This is a genomic window from Tessaracoccus yangjingae (genome assembly GCF_055326235.1).
This window is the reverse complement of record NZ_JBUZNN010000004.1, coordinates 98,731-119,437: the sequence shown is the minus strand read 5'-3', so window position 1 is coordinate 119,437 and position 20,707 is coordinate 98,731. Positions and strand designations below refer to the sequence as shown.

15 protein-coding genes are annotated in these 20,707 nt (G+C 69.1%); 10 read left to right on the top strand and 5 right to left on the bottom strand.

What is annotated here, in order from left to right; translation table 11 throughout:
- Window positions 1–2: 2 nt before the first annotated feature.
- A complete protein-coding gene (locus ACZK5D_RS07710; protein WP_458994196.1) occupies window positions 3–647 on the bottom strand; it encodes a hypothetical protein in 645 nt (214 codons plus the stop codon).
- Window positions 648–731: 84 nt separating this feature from the next.
- Here ACZK5D_RS07710 and ACZK5D_RS07705 point away from each other — a divergent pair, with 84 nt between their 5' ends.
- The 6 genes from ACZK5D_RS07705 (at window position 732) to holA (ending at window position 9,392) form a co-directional block, all read left to right on the top strand.
- The gene (locus tag ACZK5D_RS07705; RefSeq protein ID WP_458994195.1) at window positions 732–1,628 is read left to right on the top strand and encodes a DUF4192 family protein; all 897 of its coding nucleotides are present in this window, start codon (window positions 732–734) and stop codon (window positions 1,626–1,628) included.
- A 44-nt stretch (window positions 1,629–1,672) separates the two neighbouring features.
- On the top strand, window positions 1,673–2,593 hold the full coding sequence (locus ACZK5D_RS07700; protein WP_463664867.1) for a carbohydrate kinase family protein: 921 nt from the start codon (window positions 1,673–1,675) through the stop codon (window positions 2,591–2,593).
- Between the two features lie 124 nt (window positions 2,594–2,717).
- A complete protein-coding gene (gene leuS / locus ACZK5D_RS07695; RefSeq protein WP_463664866.1) occupies window positions 2,718–5,183 on the top strand; it encodes a leucine--tRNA ligase in 2,466 nt (821 codons plus the stop codon).
- A gap of 271 nt (window positions 5,184–5,454) precedes the next feature.
- Window positions 5,455–6,048 (top strand): ComEA family DNA-binding protein, encoded by a 594-nt coding sequence (locus ACZK5D_RS07690; RefSeq protein ID WP_463664865.1) that lies wholly within the window; start codon window positions 5,455–5,457, stop codon window positions 6,046–6,048.
- Window positions 6,045–8,384 carry a ComEC/Rec2 family competence protein gene (locus tag ACZK5D_RS07685; protein WP_463664864.1) on the top strand — a complete coding sequence of 780 codons (2,340 nt, stop codon included), beginning with the start codon at window positions 6,045–6,047 and terminating at the stop codon, window positions 8,382–8,384. The genes ACZK5D_RS07690 and ACZK5D_RS07685 overlap by 4 nt, the downstream gene beginning before the upstream one ends.
- Window positions 8,385–8,423: 39 nt before the next feature.
- On the top strand, window positions 8,424–9,392 hold the full coding sequence (holA, locus tag ACZK5D_RS07680; RefSeq protein WP_463664863.1) for a DNA polymerase III subunit delta: 969 nt from the start codon (window positions 8,424–8,426) through the stop codon (window positions 9,390–9,392).
- Window positions 9,393–9,461: 69 nt separating this feature from the next.
- Here holA and rpsT read toward each other — a convergent pair whose 3' ends face one another.
- The gene (gene rpsT / locus ACZK5D_RS07675; RefSeq protein ID WP_458994189.1) at window positions 9,462–9,722 is read right to left on the bottom strand and encodes a 30S ribosomal protein S20; all 261 of its coding nucleotides are present in this window, start codon (window positions 9,720–9,722) and stop codon (window positions 9,462–9,464) included.
- A 184-nt stretch (window positions 9,723–9,906) separates the two neighbouring features.
- Between rpsT and lepA the strand changes: the two genes are divergently transcribed.
- The 4 genes from lepA (at window position 9,907) to ACZK5D_RS07655 (ending at window position 16,656) form a co-directional block, all read left to right on the top strand.
- Entirely contained in the window at window positions 9,907–11,748 is a 1,842-nt protein-coding gene (gene lepA / locus ACZK5D_RS07670; protein WP_463664862.1) for a translation elongation factor 4, read from the top strand.
- 207 nt (window positions 11,749–11,955) lie between these two features.
- Complete coding sequence (locus ACZK5D_RS07665; protein WP_458994187.1) at window positions 11,956–13,047, top strand: hypothetical protein; 1,092 nt, start codon at window positions 11,956–11,958, stop codon at window positions 13,045–13,047.
- Window positions 13,048–13,180: 133 nt separating this feature from the next.
- Window positions 13,181–15,112 (top strand): dynamin family protein, encoded by a 1,932-nt coding sequence (locus ACZK5D_RS07660; protein ID WP_458994186.1) that lies wholly within the window; start codon window positions 13,181–13,183, stop codon window positions 15,110–15,112.
- Entirely contained in the window at window positions 15,109–16,656 is a 1,548-nt protein-coding gene (locus ACZK5D_RS07655) for a dynamin family protein (protein WP_458994185.1), read from the top strand. Before ACZK5D_RS07660 ends, ACZK5D_RS07655 begins: the two co-directional genes overlap by 4 nt.
- Here ACZK5D_RS07655 and ACZK5D_RS07650 read toward each other — a convergent pair.
- The 3 genes from ACZK5D_RS07650 to ACZK5D_RS07640 form a co-directional block, all read right to left on the bottom strand.
- Complete coding sequence (locus ACZK5D_RS07650) at window positions 16,561–17,076, bottom strand: hypothetical protein (RefSeq protein ID WP_458994184.1); 516 nt, start codon at window positions 17,074–17,076, stop codon at window positions 16,561–16,563. The two genes, ACZK5D_RS07655 and ACZK5D_RS07650, sit on opposite strands and share 96 nt — an antisense overlap.
- Window positions 17,077–17,218: 142 nt before the next feature.
- Window positions 17,219–18,034, bottom strand: a complete 816-nt coding sequence (locus ACZK5D_RS07645; RefSeq protein WP_458994183.1) for an IniB N-terminal domain-containing protein — start codon at window positions 18,032–18,034, stop codon at window positions 17,219–17,221.
- A gap of 106 nt (window positions 18,035–18,140) precedes the next feature.
- Complete coding sequence (locus tag ACZK5D_RS07640) at window positions 18,141–20,705, bottom strand: LuxR C-terminal-related transcriptional regulator (protein ID WP_463664861.1); 2,565 nt, start codon at window positions 20,703–20,705, stop codon at window positions 18,141–18,143.
- Window positions 20,706–20,707: the final 2 nt, after the last annotated feature.

Genomic DNA, 20,707 nt, shown 5'->3' with positions numbered 1-20,707 from the left:
CGTCAGCTGCCGGGCACCGGCAGGGCGTTGAGCGCCACGCGCCCCGACGGCGTGGCCAGCACGATCGTGGAGTCGGCGTTCGGCATGGCGAACATGACGTCGGCCTCGTAGGGCACGCCAGCGCGCACTGTGAAGGGGAGGGGGTCCATGGGGTCGAATGCCTCGCGGGATTCGTTGGTGAAGGCGAACAGCCCGAACTGGTACTCGCCCTCTTCGACCTCGACGCGGATGCGCAGGCGCAGCCCGTCCGTGGTCCACTCGTGCCGCACGATCTCGAAGATCCCGTCGCCGTTGCCCTCGAAGGGGATGAAGTTGCCCGTGCGGGTGGGTGACGGCTCGGCCGCCGCCGAGGCGGTGGGAGATGCGCTCGGCGAGGCGTCCTCATCGCCGCCGAGGAACTGCATGCCGAGGATCAGGGCGCCGATGACGGCCACCGCTGCCAGGACGATCCAGAGCGGGGCCCCCGGCCTGCGCTGAGGCCGCAGGCTCTCGGGGGCCGGCTGTGGCGCCGGTGGTTGACCGAACGGTTGGCGGGGATCGCGGCCCTGGACGTCGTGGAACTGCGTGGGACGGTAGCCAGGGTCCGGATGCGACCAGGGGGAGTTGTCTCGCCCGTTGTCCGCCGGTGGCCACTGCTGGTTGCTCATAGTCCCGCCAGCCTACCCAGGGGGTTGTCCACAGCCCGGAATTCCGGTTGGGAGAAGGCACTCCCTGTTGTCGACCATGCGCCCATGAGCAGCACACCCGTTCTCCGGGGCACCACCCGAGCCGATCTCCTCGCCATGCCCGCCGTCCTCCTCGGTTTCCATCCCACCCACTCATGTGTGGTGATGGGGCTGAGCTGCACCACCGTCGCCTTCTGCGCCCGCCTTGAGGTGGACTGGTTCGTCCACCACTTCGACGACGTGGCGGATCAGATCATCAACGCCTCCTCACAGGTGGAGGGATGCCGCTTCGTCATCATCGGTTACGGAGATCCGGACCTCGCCGGGCTCGCGGTCACGGAGCTCGCCGCGGTCGTGGGGGAGGCGCGTGTCATCGACGCGCTCGTCACCGACGGGCGCACCACCTGGGCGCTCGACGCAGATCTGGAGGCCCACGAGATCGAGAGCACCTCCAGCTCGCTCGAGGCCCAGGCCGTGTACGAGGGCATCCGGATCTGTGGGGATCGCGGGGAGGCCGTGGCCCCGGTCGAATTCCACAGCCCACCGCCGAGCCGGGAGGTCGCGGCGGCGGAGGCGCTGGTCGCGGCGCTGCCGGCAGGGCAGGCACTGGACCTCCTGGAGCAGTTGGCGGAGTCCCCGGCGCAGCTGAACCCCTCGGAGGGATGCCTCCTGAGCGTCCTCCTTGAGGACGAGGACCGCATGGGGGCGGTCCTCGCCAGGCTGAGCATGGACACGGCGGACCGGATCTGGCCGCATCTCGTCTCCGCGCGCCAGTCCGCCACGCCCCAGTCAGAGGCCAACGTGCTGGCGCTCCTCGGCATCGCCTCGTGGCTGAGCGGACGGGGCGCGGCCCAGACCTCGTGCCTGGAGCAGCTGGCACGCATCAGTCCAGGGCACGAGCTCGGTGGGCTGCTGGCCCGCGTGCACCGCGACGCCATCCCCCCGCGCCGATGGGACGAATGAGCCCTCCGCGCTCCCCGGCGGCGCCCGTGCCGTAGGGTTCTGCCATGCGTTTTGTGGTGTGTGGCGAGGCCCTGATCGATCTGATGCCGGAGGAAATGATCTCCCCGGCCGAGAGCCGGTGGATCGCCCGGTCGGGTGGGGGACCGTTCAACACCGCCGCCGCCCTGGCCAAGCAGGGGCAGGACACCAGGTTCCTGGGCAGGCTCAGCACGGACGCCCTGGGGCGCCAGCTGCGCAGCCACCTGGAGCTGGCGGGTGTGGACCTCTCGCTCGCCGTCAGCACGCCGGACCCCACGTCGTTGGCCGTGGTCTCCCTCGACGAGGAGGGCCGCGCCAGCTACCACTTCCACTTCACCGGCACGTCGGCATTCAGCTGGCGGGCGGGGGAACTGCCAGAGCTGGAGTCGGGGGACTGGCTGCACTTCGGCTCCATCGGCGCGGTGATCGGGTCCGGGGCCAGGCACATCCTGGACTTCGTCCGCCGCACTGACGCCGCCGTCAGCTTCGACCTCAATGTGCGTCCGTCGACGCTGCCGGACCGGGCCGAGTACTTCGGACTGATCCAGGATCTGCTCACGGCGGTGGGGAAGAACGGTGGGATCGCGAAGGCCTCCGACGAGGACATCGCGTGGCTCGTCGACGACGACTCGGATCCTCTGGGCTATGCCGAGGGATGGGTGGGCGAGTACGGCCTCTCCATGTTCATCGTCACGTTGGGGGCGGACGGGGTTGTGGCCGTCAAGCCCGACGGTCGGCGTCTGCACGCGCCGGGCCGCCCCGTCGAGGTGGTGGACACCGTCGGCGCCGGGGACACGTTCATGGCCGGATTCCTGTCGGCCTACGCCGAGGATCCCGGAGATGTGGAGGCTGCCCTCGCCCGCGGCGTGGCGTCCGCCGCCATCGTCTGCACGCGCAAGGGCGCGCAGCCGCCCACAGCGGCCGAGGTCGACGCACTCCTCGCCTGAGGACCCACCGAGAACCGCGGTTGACCAGTGCTGGCCGAGCTGATGCCTGCCCCGGAGGCGGTGCGGGTATATTGAACCACCGTGTCCCCAGGACGCATCAGATGGCCGAGTGCAGGAGAGAGTCGTGAGCCAAGAGGCGGGTCAGTACGACAAGGTTCAGGCCCAGGAGAAGTGGCAGGCCTTCTGGGAGGAGGACGAGACCTTCCGCCCGGCCGACGACGGTACCCGGGAGCGGCGCTACGTGCTGGACATGTTCCCGTATCCCTCAGGCGACCTCCACATGGGCCACGCCGAGGCATACGCCATGGCGGACGTGGTCGCGCGCTACTGGCGCCTCAAGGGATACGACGTGATGCACCCGATCGGATGGGACTCGTTCGGGCTGCCCGCGGAGAACGCGGCCATCAAGGCCGATTCGCACCCGGCAACCTGGACCTACAACAACATCGAGACCCAGGCACGCTCGTTCAAGCGCTACGGCCTGAGCTTCGACTGGTCGCGTCGGCTCCACACCTCCGATGAGGACTACTACAAGTGGACCCAGTGGCTGTTCATCCGCTTCTACGAGCGGGGGCTGGCGTACCGCAAGGACTCGTTCGTCAACTGGTGCCCCACCGATCAGACGGTGCTCGCCAACGAGCAGGTGGTCGACGGCAGGTGCGAGCGCTGCAAGACCGAGGTCACCAAGCGCAAGCTGAACCAGTGGTACTTCAAGACCACCGACTACGCGCAGCAACTGCTCGACGACATGGAGCAGCTGGAGGGCGGCTGGCCGGACCACGTGCTCGCCATGCAGCGCAACTGGATCGGCCGCTCCGAGGGTGCCCACGTGGCCTTCGTTGCGGAGGGCCGCGACGAGCCCATCACCGTCTTCACGACGCGCCCCGACACGCTGTTCGGCGCCACCTTCATGGTGGTGGCCCCTGACGCGCCCCTTGCGGCCGAGCTCGTGACCGACGAGCAGCGGCCCACCTTCGAGGCGTATCTGGAGCAGGTCAAGCGCGAGACCGAGATCGAACGCCAGTCCACCGAGAAGGAGAAGACCGGGGTGTGGCTCGGGCGTCACGCCGTGAACCCGGTCAACGGTGAGCGGATCCCGATCTGGGCGGCCGATTACGTGCTGGCGGACTACGGCACCGGCGCCATCATGGCGGTCCCGGCACACGACCAGCGCGACCTGGACTTCGCGCGGCGTTACGGACTGCCGGTGCGTACGGTCATCGACGTGGACGGGACCGATCCCGCCCAGACCGGGGTGGCCACCAGCGGCGACGGCGCCTACATCAACTCCGGCGCACTGAACGGTCTCGGGGACAAGGCCTCCGGGGTGGCCAGGATCATCGCTCAGCTGGAGGCCGACGGCCTCGGCACGGGCACCATCCAGTTCCGGCTCCGGGACTGGCTCCTGTCGCGGCAGCGATTCTGGGGGTGCCCCATCCCGGTGATCCACTGTGAGTCCTGCGGTGAGGTGCCCGTCCCCGACGACCAACTCCCGGTCAGGCTGCCGGACCTGCGGGGGGCGGCACTAGCACCCAAGGGCACCTCACCCCTGGCGTCCGCCACGGACTGGGTCGAGACGCAATGCCCCCGGTGTGGCGGCCCCGGCCGCCGCGACACCGACACCATGGACACCTTCGTGGACTCGTCCTGGTACTTCTTCCGGTACTGCTCCCCGGGCTACGACAAGGGCCCCTTCGACCCGGAGGCGGTCCGCCGCTGGATGCCCGTCGCCCAGTACGTCGGTGGGGTGGAACACGCGATCCTCCACCTGCTCTACATGAGGTTCTTCTCGAAGGTCCTGCGCGACATGGGTCTGGTGGACTTCGACGAGCCGATGCTGCGGCTGTTGAACCAGGGCCAGGTGATCAATGAGGGCAAGGCGATGAGCAAGTCCCTGGGCAACGGCGTCGACCTGGGCAAGCAGATCGACGAGTTCGGCGTCGACGCGGTGCGACTCACGATGATCTTCGCCGGTCCGCCCGAGGACGACATCGACTGGGCCGACCTGTCGCCGGCGTCGAGCCTCAAGTTCCTGCAGCGGGCCCACCGCATCGCCGCCGACGTCGCGAGTGACCGCCAAGTGGATCGCGCGGCCGGGGACAAGGCACTGCGCAAGGTCACGCACAAGGCCATCGCCGAGGTGTCCATGCTGCTGGAGTCCGGGCGGTTCAACGTGGCCGTCGCGCGGACGATGGAGCTCGTCAACGCAACCCGCAAGGCGATCGATGCCGGCCCTGGTCCTGCGGATCCCGCGGTGCGCGAGGCGGCGGAGTTCGTGGCTCAGGCACTCAGCGTGGTGGCGCCCTACGTGGCCGAAGAGATGTGGGAGGCGTTGGGCCACAGCCCGTCGGTGGCCAACAGCTCGTGGCCTACCGCGGATCCCAGCCTGACGGTCGACGACACGGTGACCATGGTGGTGCAGATCCAGGGCAAGATCCGGGCGAAGCTCGAGGTGCCGGCCGTGATCACCGAGGAGGACGCATTGGCGGCGGCGCTGGCGGATCCCGCGGTGCAGCGTTCGCTGGACGGCCGCGAGATCGCCAAGGTCATCGCGCGCCTCCCCAAGATGCTCAGCCTCGTGCCTCGCTGACTTCTCCACAGGCGCGAGCCCGGCTGGGAAACGACCCGGGCGGATTGCGACCAATGGGGGCATGGAGCCGCGTGATGTCGAAGAGCTGGCCCGCGCCCGCCTGACATACGTCAGTGTCGGGCGGCCGGCACTGTGTGGGCCGCGGCGCGCTGCCGGTGTCGTCGATGAGGAGCAGAGGGCCGTCGATCCGCAGACTGGTCCGCCGGCGCCGGTCAGAGCCCAGGCGCCTGCGCCGGAGTCCTCCGGGCTACCGGCCAGACGGCGCATCACGGTGAAGCACCTGTGGGTGGTGGGGGTGCTCCTCCTGTGCGGTGTCGGGGTTGCCGTCACGGCATTGGCCAGATCCTCCGCCACGGAGGTGCCCATCGCGCCGCCGTCGGTGTCCGTCTCCCCGGCGGCAGAGACGCCCACCCCCAGCCCGTCCCCGGTGGCGCGGGTCCACGTCGCTGGGGAGGTTGTCCGGCCGGGCGTGGTGACCCTGCCTGAAGGGGCCATCGTCCTCGACGCGATCACGGCGGCCGGTGGGCTGGCCCCGGAGGCGGACCCTGCGCAGCTGAACCTGGCGGCGCCCGTGAGCGATGGCATGCAGGTGATCATCGGGAGCACCGCCGAGCCGCGAGGGGATCTCAACGGCGCCGCCCCGGCGCCGGGCGGCGGGGCCGGCGGGGGCGCGCTCGATCTCAACACCGCCACCGCCGCAGAGCTGGAGACGCTTCCCGGCGTCGGACCGGTGATGGCCGCCGCCATCCTGGCATGGCGGGAGGAGAACGGCCGCTTCACCTTCGTCGAGGAGCTCCAGGAGGTCAGCGGCATCGGGCCGAAGACGTTCGAGAAGCTCAAGCCGTTGGTGCGGGTCCAGGCATGACCGAGGTCGGCCGCGAGAAAGCGGCTCTCCCTGGTGCCGGCCACGACTGGCGGATGGTACCCGTCGCCGCCGCGGCGTGGGCGGCCTCATGGATCGGGACCTCGGGTTGGCGTCCCGATGCCGGGCCGCTGATCGCCATCGTCGTGGGGCTCGGACTGATCGCGTCGGTGGCCGCGCGCCTGGGCCGGATGTGGACCTGCCTCGTGTTGGTCGTGTTCGCGGTGACGGGGCTCACCGCCGGGGTCCAATCCTGGCAACGCCATACCTCGACGGTGTCGGAGTGGGCGTCCGCCGGGGCCGTGGGCACAGTGAGGGTCCGGATCCAGGGTGAGCCGCAGGTGACGTCGGGCATCGTGGTGGCCAGGGCCGGACTGGTCTGGGTGGAGGCGCGCGGTCAGCGGATCGAGGCGGCGGTCCCGGTCGTCCTGCTGGGCACAGGGGACACGGGCGAGGCCATGCGGGAGGCCGTCGCCGGCGCCGAGTACGTCGCAGGCGTCCGGCTCCGCGCGCCCAGGCCGGATGAGGGGGTCGCGGCGGTGCTCAGCGTCCGTCAGTTCGGCGATTTGGCGCGCGGGCCCTCGGTGGTGGATGCGGGTGCGGGTGCGATGCGGCAGGGCCTCCGGGCCGCCGTCGCCCACTCGCCACCGAGCCAGGCCGCGTTGGTCCCCTCTCTGGTGGTGGGGGACACGTCCCGCGTCGATGAAGAGATGAAGCGGCGCTTCCAGGCCACGGGGCTGACGCACCTCATGGCGGTCTCGGGGGCCAACCTCACCCTCATGCTCGGAGTGATCCTCACCGTGGCCAGGTCGGTGGGTCTCCGAGGGTGGTCCGTCCGTGCCGCGGCGATCGTCGGCGTCGCCGTGTTCGTCGCGGTGTGCGGCCAGGAACCCTCGGTGCTGAGGGCGACGGCCATGGGGCTGGTCGCCCTGGCGGCCGTGGGGGTGTCAGCGGGACACCGCAGCGTCCGGGCGCTCAGCGTCGCGGTGCTTGCCCTGACGTGGCTGGATCCGTGGCTTGCGAGGTCAGTCGGCTTCGCGCTGTCGGTCACCGCCTGCGTCGGGATCGTGCTGCTCGGTCCGCCGCTGGTCCGGGCGATGGCGCGGTGGATGCCGAGGTGGGCTGCCGAGGCCGTGGCCGTCCCCCTCGCGGCCCAGCTCGCCACACAGCCGCTCGTGACGCGGATCAGCGACCAGGTCTCGGTGGTCGGCGTTCTCACCAACGCGCTGGCCGGCCCCTTCGTCGGCCCCACGACAGTCCTCGGGCTGGCCGCGGCGCTCCTGTGGTGGGTGCCGGCCCTGGCCGCGGGGCCCGGCTGGCTCGCCGGATGGTGCTCGCAGCCCATCCTGTGGCTGGCGGAGGCGGGGGCCGCCCTTCCATCGGCGACGTGGGACTGGGAGGCGTCGACGAGTGGGATGGCCGTGGTGGTGGTGGCGGTGGCCGCCGCTGCGATGGTGCTTCCGTCGATCCTCAGGTCTCCCCTGGGTGGGGCGGCCCTGCTGGTGGTCGTCATCGCGGCCACGCTCGTGCGCCCCATACCGCTGGGGTGGCCGGGGCCCTGGGCAGCGGCGTTCTGCGACGTCGGGCAGGGCGACTCGACGGTGCTGGCGGCCGGCCAGGGGGCGGCTGTGCTCGTTGACGCGGGGCCTGAGGCTGCTCCCACGGAGGAGTGCCTGACCTCCCTGGGCGTCACATCCGTGCCGCTGCTCATCCTGACCCACTGGCACGCGGACCACACCGGGGGAGCAGCGGAGATCATCGCCCGGTACCGCCCCCAGTTGATCCTCACCCGGGCGGGAACCCACCCACCATGGCTGCTGGACGCCGCCCGGGCAGTGGCGGCGGAGGTGCGGCGCGCGGAACCCGGTCAGCAGCTCACGGTGGGCGAGGTGCGGTGGCGAACCGCGTCGGTGTGGGAGCCGGCTGGGGGAGGTGTGCCGGAGGCGGAGGGAGAGGGCTCGCCCGAGAACGACGCCTCGGTGGTGGGGGTGGCTGAGGTTCGCGGGCTCAGGGTGCTGCTGGCGGGCGACGCGGAGCCGGCCGGACAGTCCGTGGCGCTGCGCGCCGCCGAGGTCCACGGCGTGTCCCTGAACGCCCACGTGCTCAAGCTGCCCCATCACGGCTCCTCGCGGCAGGAGCCCCGGTTCTTCGCGGCGTCGGGTGCGGCGCTGGGCGTCGCATCCTCCGGCCTCGACAACGACTACGGGCACCCCGCGCCGAGCACCGTGCAGCTGGCCCAACGCCTGGGTATGGAGGTGGTCCGGACCGACCAGCACGGCTCCATCGCGGTCGAGCTCGCAGGGGAGCGGCTGAGAGTCCGCACGTGGCGGAGTGGCTGAACGCGCGGGCCGTCGGTGGTCACTGGCATGCTTGGGCTCGTGACTTCATCGGCGTTCGGCAGTTGCCTGCTCATCACGGGCCCCGAAGCCCTGCTCGCGCAGAGGCTGGTCGCCGACACCAGGGCCCGTGCACTCGCCGCGCACCCCGAGGCGGACGTCAACGAGATCACCGCGGACCAGCTGGAGACCTCGATGCTGTCCGAGGTGGTGGGTGGGTCGCTGTTCTCCACCCACATCATCGCAATCATCGACGACGTGGGCGCGTGCCCGCCGTCCGTGGTGGACCAGCTTGTCGCGGTGGCGTCAGACCCGCCCGAGGAGCTGTGCCTGATCCTGATCCATCAGGGCGGGATGAAGGGCAAGGGGCTCATCGACAAGCTCAAGAAGGCCAAGGTGCGCACGGAGAGCGTCGCCGCCTTCAAGGCCTGGGAACTGCCGAAGTTCGTGGCGGATGAGGCGCGTCGCCGGGGCGTGCGCATCGGTCAGGACGCCGCAGGGGAGTTGGTGGCCGCCGTCGGGCATGACCTCCGGGGGCTCGCGGCCGCGGTCAGCCAGCTCGCCTCGGACGCCGACACCGGCGAGATCGACGCCTCCCTCGTCAAGCGCTACTTCGCGGGGCGGGCCGAGGTGTCGAGCTTCGCTGTCGCCGATGCGGTGCTCGCCGGTAACACCAGCCTTGCCCTCGAGCGCCTCCGCTGGGCGCTCGGCACCGGCGCCGCGCCGGTGCTGGTGAGCAGCGCCATGGCGGGGGCCGTCCGAGGGATGGGAAAGTACCTCGAGGCTCAGGGCTCGCGGATGAGCGACGCCGATCTGGCCCGCCGGCTGGGTCTCCCGCCGTGGAAGCTGAAGGACTACGCCAAGACCTCGCGGAACTGGCAGGTCGCAGGGGTCGCGGAGGCCATCAGGCTGGTCGCCATTGCCGACGGGGAGGTCAAGGGCGCGGCCACAAACGCGGAGTACGCGCTGGAGCGGATGGTTCTGGGGGTGCTTGCCCTACGCCGCCACTGAGCGGACGCGCGAAACAGCGCCCTGGCGACCGAGGGCCAAGGCGCTGCTGCGGAAGAAGTGCGGTCTGGGTCAGAGCGCGGCAGCGGCCAACGAGATGGCCGACTTGCGGTTCGCCGCCTGGTTGGCGTGGATGACGCCCTTGCTGACGGCGCGGTCCAGGGCGCGGTTCGCGACCTTGGAGAGTTCGACGGCCTTCTCGGCCTGACCCTCAGCGACAGCGGTGCGGAAGTTGCGGATGTGGGTGCGCAGCTCCGACTTCACGGCCTTGTTGCGCTGGCGCGAGATCTCGTTGGTCTTGATGCGCTTCTTCTGGGACTTGATGTTCGCCACTGGGCAAGCCTCTTCACGGGTGATGATGGTCTTCGGTCATGCGTGGGACACGCGACGGTCAAGACTACCTGAGCCCCTCGGGGGGAGCCAAATCGCCGGCAGGGCGTAGGGCCCCGCCACGGTTCGCCCCGCCGTCGGATCCATGAGATTATGGCCTGTCCCATGTTCATCGACGAGGAGACGCATGCCCGCTCCGCGCCCCGGCAAGACCGACCCGGCGATCATCCGCAACTTCTGCATCATCGCGCACATCGACCACGGGAAGTCCACCCTGGCAGACCGGATGCTCCAACTGACTGGGGTCGTCGACGCGCGTCAGATGCGCGCCCAGTATCTGGATCGCATGGACATCGAACGTGAGCGGGGCATCACCATCAAGTCCCAGGCCGTGCGGATGCCGTGGACCAGGGACGGTGTCACGCACGTGCTCAACATGATCGACACGCCTGGCCACGTGGACTTCACCTACGAGGTGTCGAGATCGCTCCAGGCCTGCGAGGGCGCCGTGCTCCTGGTCGACGCCGCGCAGGGCATCGAGGCCCAGACCCTGGCCAACCTGTACCTCGCGCTTGAGGCCGACCTGCACATCATTCCGGTGCTCAACAAGATCGATCTGCCCAGCGCCAACCCGGAGAAGTACGCCGCCGAGTTGGCGCACATCATCGGCTGCGACCCCAGCGAGGTGCTGAGGGTGTCCGGGAAGACCGGGGCGGGTGTGGCCGAGCTGCTCGACGCCGTCGTGGAGCAGATCCCGCATCCCCAGGGAGATCCGGACGCTCCGGCCCGGGCGCTGATCTTCGACTCGGTGTACGACACCTACCGCGGCGTGGTGACCTATGTCCGGGTGGTCGACGGCGCGCTCCGCCACCGCGAGCGCATCCTCATGATGTCCACCAAGGCCACCCACGACATGCTCGAGGTGGGGGTGATCTCTCCCGAGCCGGTCAAGGCGGACGCGCTCGGGGTGGGAGAGGTCGGCTACCTCATCACGGGAGTCAAGGACGTGAGGCAGTCGCGGGTGGGTGACACCGTAACCCTCGACGCGCATCCGGCCACTCACGATCTCGGCGGATACCGGCACCCGAATCCCATGGTCTACGCGGGCCTGTACCCGATCGACGGGGACGACTTCAACGTGCTGCGGGAGGCTCTGGAGAAGCTGCAGCTCAACGACGCGGCGCTTACCTACGAGCCGGAGAGCTCCAGCGCACTCGGCTTCGGATTCCGCATCGGATTCCTGGGGCTCCTGCACATGGAGATCGTCCGGGAGCGGCTCGAGCGTGAGTTCAACCTGGATCTCATCTCCACCGCGCCCAACGTGGTCTACCGGGTGGTCATGGAGGACGGCACGCAGCACAGCGTGACCAACCCCTCGGAATACCCGGAGGGGAAGATCGCCGAGGTCTACGAGCCCGTGGTGCGCGGCACCATCCTGGCGCCGGCCGAGTACATCGGCACGATCCTCGAGCTCTGCCAGACGCGCCGCGGCATCCAGCGCGGCCTGGACTACCTCAGCGAGGACCGGGTGGAGATCCGCTACACGCTGCCGCTCGGCGAGATCATCTTCGACTTCTTCGACGCGCTCAAGTCGCGCACCAAGGGCTACGCATCACTCGACTACGAGCCCGACGGCGAGGAGGCCTCCGACCTCGTCAAGGTGGACATCCTGCTCCATGGGGACCCGGTGGACGCCTTCTCCGCGATCGTGCACAAGGACAAGGCCTATTCCTACGGGCTGCTGATGGCCTCGAAGCTGAAGGAGCTCATCCCCAGGCAGCAGTTCGAGGTGCCCATCCAGGCCGCGATCGGATCACGCGTGATCGCCCGGGAGACCATCCGCGCCATCCGCAAGGACGTGCTCGCCAAGTGCTACGGCGGCGACATCTCCCGGAAGCGCAAGCTGCTCGAGAAGCAGAAGGAGGGCAAGAAGCGGATGAAGATGGTCGGACGCGTCGAGGTGCCCCAGGAGGCCTTCGTCGCCGCTCTGTCCACGTCCGAGCCGACGGGCCAGAAGAAGCCCTCCTGACGCCATCCCCGAGCGATCTTCGGGCCCGGGTGCGGGGGAGGTCCGTACCAAACCCCGATACCCCCCTCCCCAACCCCCATACCGGGAGGGGGAGTTTCCGGGGTCACCCCCGCTGCTACGGGCCACTGTCGGGCGCAGACTTGTGTCAACGCCAAACGGGCGATTGAGGGAGCCAGAGCCGGCTCCGTCTCGAGAAGGGATAGTTCCATGGCAGACGACAACAACAACGTTCTCGGCATCCAGACGGTCACCGACGACGTCATGTCGAACAACGACGTGCTCTCGCACAACGACAACTCCACCGAGACCGAGATCGAAACCGACATCGACCTCGATGTCGAGGACTCGGGCAACGACAACTCGGTCGACAACTCCGTCGAGAACGAGGCTGAGGACTCCTTCAACACCGACGTCGAGAACGAGGAATCGTTCAACACCGACGTTGAGAACGAGGCTGAGGATTCCTTCAACGACAACTCCGACAACTCTGTCGACAACTCCGTCGAGAACGAGGCCGAGGACTCCTTCAACGACAACTCCAACGAGCTTGACGTCGACCTCGAGGTCGAGATCGAGGACTCGTTCAACGACAACTCCGACAACTCGACCAACACTGACGTCGAGATCGAGGACTCCTTCAACGAGGACGACTCCGTCCGCAACACCGACTCCTTCAACATCACCAGCTCGTTCAACACCCAGACGCTGAACGACAACTCCACCTCGATCGGCATCCGCCAGTACAACACCGGCTTCGGCGACCTCAACCTCGGCGGTCTCGGCGGCATGGCGGCGGCCGGCAAGAGCTACGGTCACGGCGGCGGCGCCGGCGACGTGGACGTCGACATCGACAACCGCTCGCTGCAGCTGGACCAGTCGGTCAACCAGCTCATCGACACCGGCAACGGCGGCGGCCACGTGCACCAGGAGTTCGGCCAGGAGGCCACGGTGGCGTTCGGTGACGGCTCCATGGCGGCCGGCGACGACCTCACCGTGGTCGACACTCGGTTCGACATCGAGATGGGCGACATCTCCATCGGCAACACCTGGATCGACACGCGCATCGAGGACTCGTTCCAGGACAACTCGGTCAGCAACGAGTGGGAGATGGAAGTCGACATCGAGGACTCGTTCAACGACGAGTCGGAGACCACCAACCTCGACGTCGACATCGAGGACTCCTTCACCAGTGAGGTCGACGCCACCTTCGAGAACAGCTGGGAGTGGGAGAACGAGGGCAACATCTTCAGCCCCGGAGCTGCCACCACCGGTGGCGAGACCGACATCGAAATCGATTGATCCTCTCGCTCCAAGCACGAAGCCCGGCCGTCCTTCGGGACGGCCGGGCTTCGGCCGTTCCAGGACCCGTGCGTGGGGGGTGCCTTAGTATGCGGGTGTCTGCTGGGTGTTTGTCGTCGAAGGGGAGACCATCGTGAGTGAAGCGGGGACGCAGGGGCAGACAGGGGCGCTCAGGCCGTCCGCGCCGCGCCGAGGGCCTCTGGAGGCGAAGGCTCCCGCCGCAGGTGCGCCGGCTCAGGCCAAGGGCAGGGACCTCGTGGCCCTCGCCGGGAGCGTGGGCCAGCTCGCGGCCAACACGGGCAGGCAGGACCTCGTGCAGCGGCTGGAGAACACCCAGGCCAGACTGCGGGACCCGAACGTGCGTGTCGTGGTGGTCGGCGAGTTCAAGCAGGGCAAGAGCAAGCTCATCAACGCCCTCGTCAACGCTCCCGTGTGCCCCATCGACGACGATGTGGCCACGAGCGTCCCGACCGCCGTCGGCTACGGCGAGGAGCCCGCCGCCTATGTGTTGATGCGCCCGGCGGGGGAGGACGACGCCTCGCCCACCATCGAACGACTCCCGATCCCGATCGACCAGCTCCCGCAGTACGTCTCCGAGCTGGGCAACCCGGGCAACGAGCGGCATATCGTGGCCGCCGAGGTGATGCTCCCCAGGGAGATCCTCAAGGGAGGTCTCCGACTCATCGACTCGCCGGGTGTGGGCGGTATGGACTCGGCCACCGCGTTGACCACGCTGTCGGCGCTGTCCTCGGCGCACGCCGTGCTCCTGGTCTCTGACGCATCCCAGGAGTACACCGAGCCGGAGGTCCAGCTGCTGCGGCACGCGATGCGCATCTCGCCGAACGTGGCGGCCGTGCTCGCCAAGACCGACCTGTACCCCGAGTGGCGCACGATCGAGCGTATCGATCGGGGCCATCTGAAGGGCATCGGCGACATGCCGATCTTCGCGGTCTCCAGCGATCTGCGGCTCATCGCCGCGGCGGAGCAGGATCGCGAGCTCAATGCGGAGTCGGGCTTCCCTGCGCTGGTGGCCCACCTGAGAGCCGACGTGCTGGCGCGTGCGGAGGCCATCGGGGTCCGCGCAGCGGTCCATGACCTCACCTTCGTGGTGGAACAGATGAGCGTCTCGATCAGGTCCGAGCTGAGCGCCATCCTGCACCCGGAGGACACGCCGACGCTGATCGCCGAGCTGGAGCACGCCAAGAACCGCGCCGATGACTATCGCAGCAGGTCCTCCAGGTGGCAGGTCGCCCTGTCCGACGGGATCTCCGATCTGATCTCCGACATGGAGCACGATCTGCGCGACCGGCTGCGGCGGGTGCAGCGCGAGGCAGAGGGCGCCATCGACGAGGGTGATCCGGGGCCCATCTGGGACCAGATCACCGAATGGATCGACCAGCGCGTCGCGGACGCGGTGTCCGAGACGTTCGTGTGGACCGACGAACGCTCCCGGTGGCTCACCGAGGAGATCGGCACCCTCTTCGCCGAGGAGCAGATCGAGCTGCCCACCATCGAGGTGGGGGGCACAGAGGGCCTTCTTGATCCGGTTGACCCCCTGCCGAACTTCGAGCCGGGATCCATGAGTGCCGCGGAGAAGATCTACATCGGCGTGCGAGGCTCCTACGGTGGCGTTCTGATGGTGGGCCTGGCCACCGGGCTGATCGGCCTGTCGCTGATCAATCCGCTGTCGCTGATGGCGGGCGTGCTCGTGGGGCGGCGCGCCTACCGCGAGGACTCGTCGAATCGCCTGATGCGCCGCCGGTTCGAGGCGAAGAACATCGTCCGACGCTACATCGACGAGGTGACGTTCCAGGTGGCCAAGCAGCTCAAGGACCGCCTGCGCATCGTGCAGCGCACCTCCCGCGATCACTTCGGCGGGATAGCCGAGGAACTGCACCGGTCGCTGGCAGAGGCGGTCCTTGCGGCGAAGAGGGCGGCGGGGACCTTCTCGGAGCAGCGGGAGAAGCGCGTCGCGTTGCTCCAGGGGCAGCTGAAACAGCTTGAGCAGCTGAGCGCGGAGCTCCCGGCCCTGCCACCCCAGCGGGTCAAGGCAGTCGAGCGGTGAGATCGGACGTGCTCTCGGAGGCCACGGAGCTCGTCGCCGCCGGGCGTCAGTTGTACGCCCGTGACCAGACCGCCCTGGCTGTGCTCGGGGAACTGGACCGCCGACTGCAGGAACCACTCCGGCTGGCCCTCGCGGGGATCGTGAAGGCCGGCAAGTCGACCCTCCTCAACGCCATGCTTGGTGAGCAGATCGCACCCACTGACGCGGGGGAGTGCACACGCGTGGTGACCTGGTACCGGTATGCCGACACTCCGTCGATCACGGCACACCTCAGCGGCGGCGAGGAGCGCCGACTTCCCGTGCGCCGGGTCGACGGCAAGCTGATCCTCGACCTGGGGGATCTCACGTCCGGCGAGGTGGACCGCATCGAAGTGGGTTGGCCGTCGGGGGTTCTCCGGTCCATGATCCTGATCGACACGCCTGGAATCGCCTCGCTCTCGCAGGACCTGTCGGCGCGCTCCACCACCTTCCTGGCCCCCGAGGACGCGCCGTCCTCGGCTGACGCCATCGTCTACCTGTTGCGGCACCTGCACCCGTCGGACATGCGCTTCCTCGAGGCCTTCAGGGACACGGCCGCCGGTCCGTCCCAGACCGTCAACGCAGTCGCGGTCCTCTCACGCGCGGACGAGATCGGATCGGGACGCATCGATTCGCTGCTCTCCGCGGGCAAGGTGTCGAAGCGATATGAGCTGGACGGGGACCTGAACTCCCTCGCCCTCGGGGTGGTGCCCGTGGCGGGGCTCCTGGCCGAGGGTGCGCGCACGCTGCGGGAGAGTGAGTTCGCGGCATTCCGGAGGCTGGCGTCGCTCGAGAGGCGGGAGAGGGAGCGGCTGCTGCTCTCGTCGGATCGGTTCGTGGGTGCCGCGGACACCTCCGGGCTTGACGTCCCGGCGCGGCGGGAACTGCTCGCACGCTTCGGGATCTTCGGCGTCCGCCTTGCCACGTCCCTGATCCGGACGGGGGTGTCCGACTCGACCGAGTTGGCGAACAGGCTGATTCAGCACAGCGGACTGCACGAGCTCAACCGCTTCGTCGAGACCCACTTCGGCCCGCGCACGCCCACCCTGAAGGTGCGAGCCGTGCTGGACGCCCTTGAGCGGCTCCTTCGGGACAGGCCGATCGAGGGGTCGGAGGCCATCGTCGCCGGCATCGAGCGGATCAGGGCGACCGCCCACGGGCTTCGTGAACTGTCGCTGTTGTCCACGCTGAGGGTGGGGGACGTTCATCTCCCGCCGGAGGAGGCCGCGGCAGTGGTGCGGGTGATCGGCGGCCTGGGCTCCTCTGCAGAGGCACGCCTCGGGCTGCCGGCAGGCGCGGGCGAGGACCAGATCCTCGAACGGGTTGATGCCCAACTGGCCCACTGGCGCGCCCGTGGGCAGTCGCCGATCCTGGACCGGGCTTCGCTCGAGGTGGGGCGGGTGGTCATCCGCAGCTTGGAGGAGGTCTCCTCACAGCTCGCCTCCGCCAGAGGCCACCGTGCCGCGACGGACGTCGTGATGGCGAGCCGTCCACTTGATGGCGCCGGGGAACACGCTCGAGACTAGAGCGAGGAGCACGAGCCCGCACTGACCCAGCAACACCTGCCGCAGGCTGGTGGCGTGCTCGCCTCCGCCCACCATCTCGGTCATCAGGGCGAACACCAGTCCCTGCACGATCAGAGTTCCCAACTGCCACCAGCGGATGCCGTCTCGGCGGCTCATGAAGGACACCAGCAGCGTGATCTGGATCAGTACCAGGGTGACCATGATCCCGAAGAAGGACCAGAAGACGATGTCTGCCGCCGACGAGTAGGTCTCCTCGCTCCGTGTCCCGTCCACCGCCTTGATGGACGCGGCGATGAGCGGGAGCTGATCCTCACGCACGATGAAGAAGTAGACGATGCCGACGGCCCCCACCACGAAGCTGAAGGCCCACAGCAGTTGGCTCAGGCGAACGGAGAGGGGCGGTGGATGCTTGACCAGCACCGGTGGAAGGTTCTCGCTGCGCAGGGACGGACGATCGGGGCGTGGCGTTGGCGTAGCGCCGTTCAGCCCGTCGGGCCCCGACCGGGGCTGACGGGCTGTCGGCGCATTGCGTGTGTTGGGTTCTGTCACTGTTCTGCGTGGCCTAGTTTTCGTCGATATCCATCTCGACCGGGGGCTCCGGCTCGACGTAGCTGCTGTAGTCGGCTTCAGGCTCCTCGACCGGCTCCGCCATCACCGCGGCGGGCGCCATCTCGACGGGGGACTCGATGTTGCCGTTGTTGACGATCTCGGTGTCGACGGCGACCTCCGTGGTCTGGGTCTCGTTGAACGAGTCGTCGATGTCGGTCTCCACGTCGACCTCGGTGGACTGGTCGTTGAAAGACTCGTCGACATCGGCCTCGGTGTTGACATCGACGTCGATGGACTCGTCGTTGAAGGAGTCCTCGATGTCGACGTTGGTCTCGGTGTTGCCGATGGCCACGTCTCCGATGGTGACATCGGTGTTGGACTCGTCCAGGAGCGCGTTGTCGCCGGCTGCGACAGAATCGTCGCCGACCGCGAGGACGGCCTCCTGATCGAAGATCTGGGTCACGTCTCCCTCGGCCCAGATGTTCTGGTTGACGGACTGATCGATGATGGTGGACCTGTTGTCGATGTGGAAGTTGTTGGCGACGTTGGTGATCTCGCGCACCACGTCCGGCTTCGACGGCGCCGGCGCTCCTGGGACGTGGACGATGATCGGCTGCGGTGCCGGCGGGCGCATCACGACGTCCGGGTGCTCCACGACGACGGGGAGCACGGAGCGCACGTCATCGCCGCACACGTCTGCAAGCCCCGCGCGGTTGAGACTCTCCTCCGGATCCTCGGAGAACTCCTGTGCGGCGATCGGGTCCCGAAGCAGACTGAGGATGAACTCGATCAGCGCGTCGGCGATAGTGGTCAGCGGTGTGGTGGTCATTTCTCGTCTCCTGAGGTCTGGGTGACGCTAGCTGTCACGCTAGTGCGGCGGGTGTGGGTGCTGCATCGGGGATAGACCCGATGCCGGTGCGTACAGGTAGGGGGATTCACGAGATCGCCCTTCTGGACGAGGTTTGGGTGGTCGTGGCCAACTCCACGGACACCCGCAGCTTCGCCATGAGGTCAGAGCGCGACGTGACCGACAGGCGTCGCTTGATGTGCGCCACGTGGTGCTCGACCGTGCGTGGGGAGATGAACATGACCTCGCCGATCTCGGCGTAGGTGCGCCCCTCCAGCACCAGCCGGCCCACCTCCACCTCACGCTCGCTGAGCGGTACACCTGCGGCGTGCGGCGCTGCCGGGGCGCCCGATGGTTCAGGTGTCACCCGCTCGGGTCGGGGGGTCACGTCCTGGGGGTGCAGCTCCCGCGCGCAGGAGAGCAGCCGGGACGACACCTTCCGGTCGTCGGTGCGACGCGCGCCGTGCGCGGCCAGACGGGCGCCGTCCCAGGCCAGTCCCGCGGCGGCCAGGGAACGGCCGGCGGTCTCGACGGCGTCCGGGTCCACGGACCCGCCCAGCACCGCGACCCAGACGCCGCCTGCACGCGCCATCGCCGACGCCAGTGTGCTGTGCGCAGCCGCGGCGACGAGTGCACGGGCGTGGGGCTTCAGCATCTCAGGCCTGTTGAGCACGATGCCCTGCTGTACGCCGGCCCACCGCAGGTGGGCAGACCAGAGGGGCGGCTCGCCGAGCCTGCCCAGGATGTCCAGAGCGCTCACGAAATGGGGGTGGAGAGTGGTGGCATCCCCCACGCGCGCAGCGGCGCATATCAGGGAGCTGAGGGGCAGGATGGTGTAGAGGTCGACCTCAACGTGTCGGACGCCCGGCATGGCCTCGGCCCAGGCCGCCTCAAGGCTGGCCATGTCCGCATACCGCCTCGCGAGCGAGACGAGCACGCTCTGACGTAGCAGTTCATCACGCGGCGACGTGGGCGGGGGGAGCGTCTCCGCCCTCTGCAGGGCCTGGCGGGCGTCCGTCGGGCGCTCGCCCTGAATGGCGATCCAGGCCTGCCAGAGGAGGAGCCGTCGGTGGGCCCACTGCCCGCCTTGCGAACCCGCGACTGCGCCGTCGATCACACGCCGCGCGGTCGCGAGGTCTCCGGAGCCCAGGGCCACCGACGCGGCCACGACAGCGGGCAGTTCAGGCACGGGATCCGAGGTACGGGCTGCCGTGTGCAACTCGGAGGCCCTGACAAGGTGGGTGAGCGCCGACGAAGAGGGCGCCGCGTCAAGGGACGCGCGCAGACCGCTCTCCAACTCCCGCAGAGCGATGGACAGGGTCGACATCGATCCGGCCTCATCGGGTGAGACGGAGTGCCGCACATCGGCGAGCCTCTCCGCGGACCCGGCGGCCACATCGGCGATCGTCGCCTTGACCGAGGTCTCGCCGTCGGTCGTGGTCAGAAGCGAGTAGACGTCGCTGCCGGTGCTCATCATCCCGCGGGCGGCCCAACAGGCCGCCGACACGTCTGCCAGAGCCATGCGCTGGGCGGGGTCGGCCTGCGGCCAACTGGCGTCGACGAAGCCCGCGGCGGCGTCGAGGTCTCCCACGCGCCATGCAGCCATCGCCCGATGCAGGTTCAGGTCCCGCCCGGCGAAGCCGTACTTCGAGGCAAGGTCGTACAGGTCCGCGGCGCGTTCAGGATCAGCCTGCAGGAGGTGATCTCCGTGCTCGGCCAGCGAGGCACCCAGCCTGGCGTCACCCGCGGCCAGGACCCAGGCACGGGAGGGCTCGTCCCCGGCTGCCACGGCCGCCGCGATCTCGTCGACGGCGTCGGCGCCGAGGTCCGCGAGGCGCTGGGGGGGCAGCGCCTCGCGGATGGCGGACCGCACCACCGGGACCATCGTCCCGTTGCGCAGCAGCAGTCCCTCGGCGTAGCCCTGCGCGATGAGGTCCGATACGTCCTCGCCGTCAGGGCCGGCGTGACCGTCACGGACCAGCGCGAGCAGTTCGAGGAAGTGCGCGAGCCGGCCGTCGTCGAGAAGGTCCAGGCGGTGGCTCACGTGCGCCTCGACCGATCGCCAGAGGTCCGCGTGACGGAGCGGATCGGTGCAGGGACCCGAGTCATGGGCGTCTATCGCCCGCGCCACCAGCCAGCCCAGCCCACCCGTGAGCGCGAGGATCGCGTCGATGCAGGCCGAAGAGAGGGTACGACCTTGTTCCTTCAGCAGGTCGACGACCTCCGAACGCGTGGCCGGGCCAAGCACGATCGACGGCGAGTCCGCGCCCAGGCGGCGCGCGATCGCCGACCCGGCGCTGGAGCGCGGCCATGGGCGGGTCGCCACGACGAGGGCGGCTTCGGGATCCTGGGCCCGGAGCCGGACCGCCTCGACCCGGGCTGCGTCCAGCAGGTGGAGCCCGTCGACGATGAGCACCTCCGACGGGGGGACCGAAGCCGGGTCCATTCTCTCGTCGAGGACATGGAACACGGCACCCCGCGCACCGAGGAGGTCCCGCAGTTGACGCAGGAGGGCCGTCTTCCCGGAGCCCGCGGCGCCGACGATGTAGGCGCGCGGCCGGGGTGCCTCGCTGATGTCGCGGATGTGCGACCGAGCCTGCCCCGGGGCTGCGAGCAGCGGGGTCCTCAGCGCCTCGGAGGGTGTGACGTGCATGG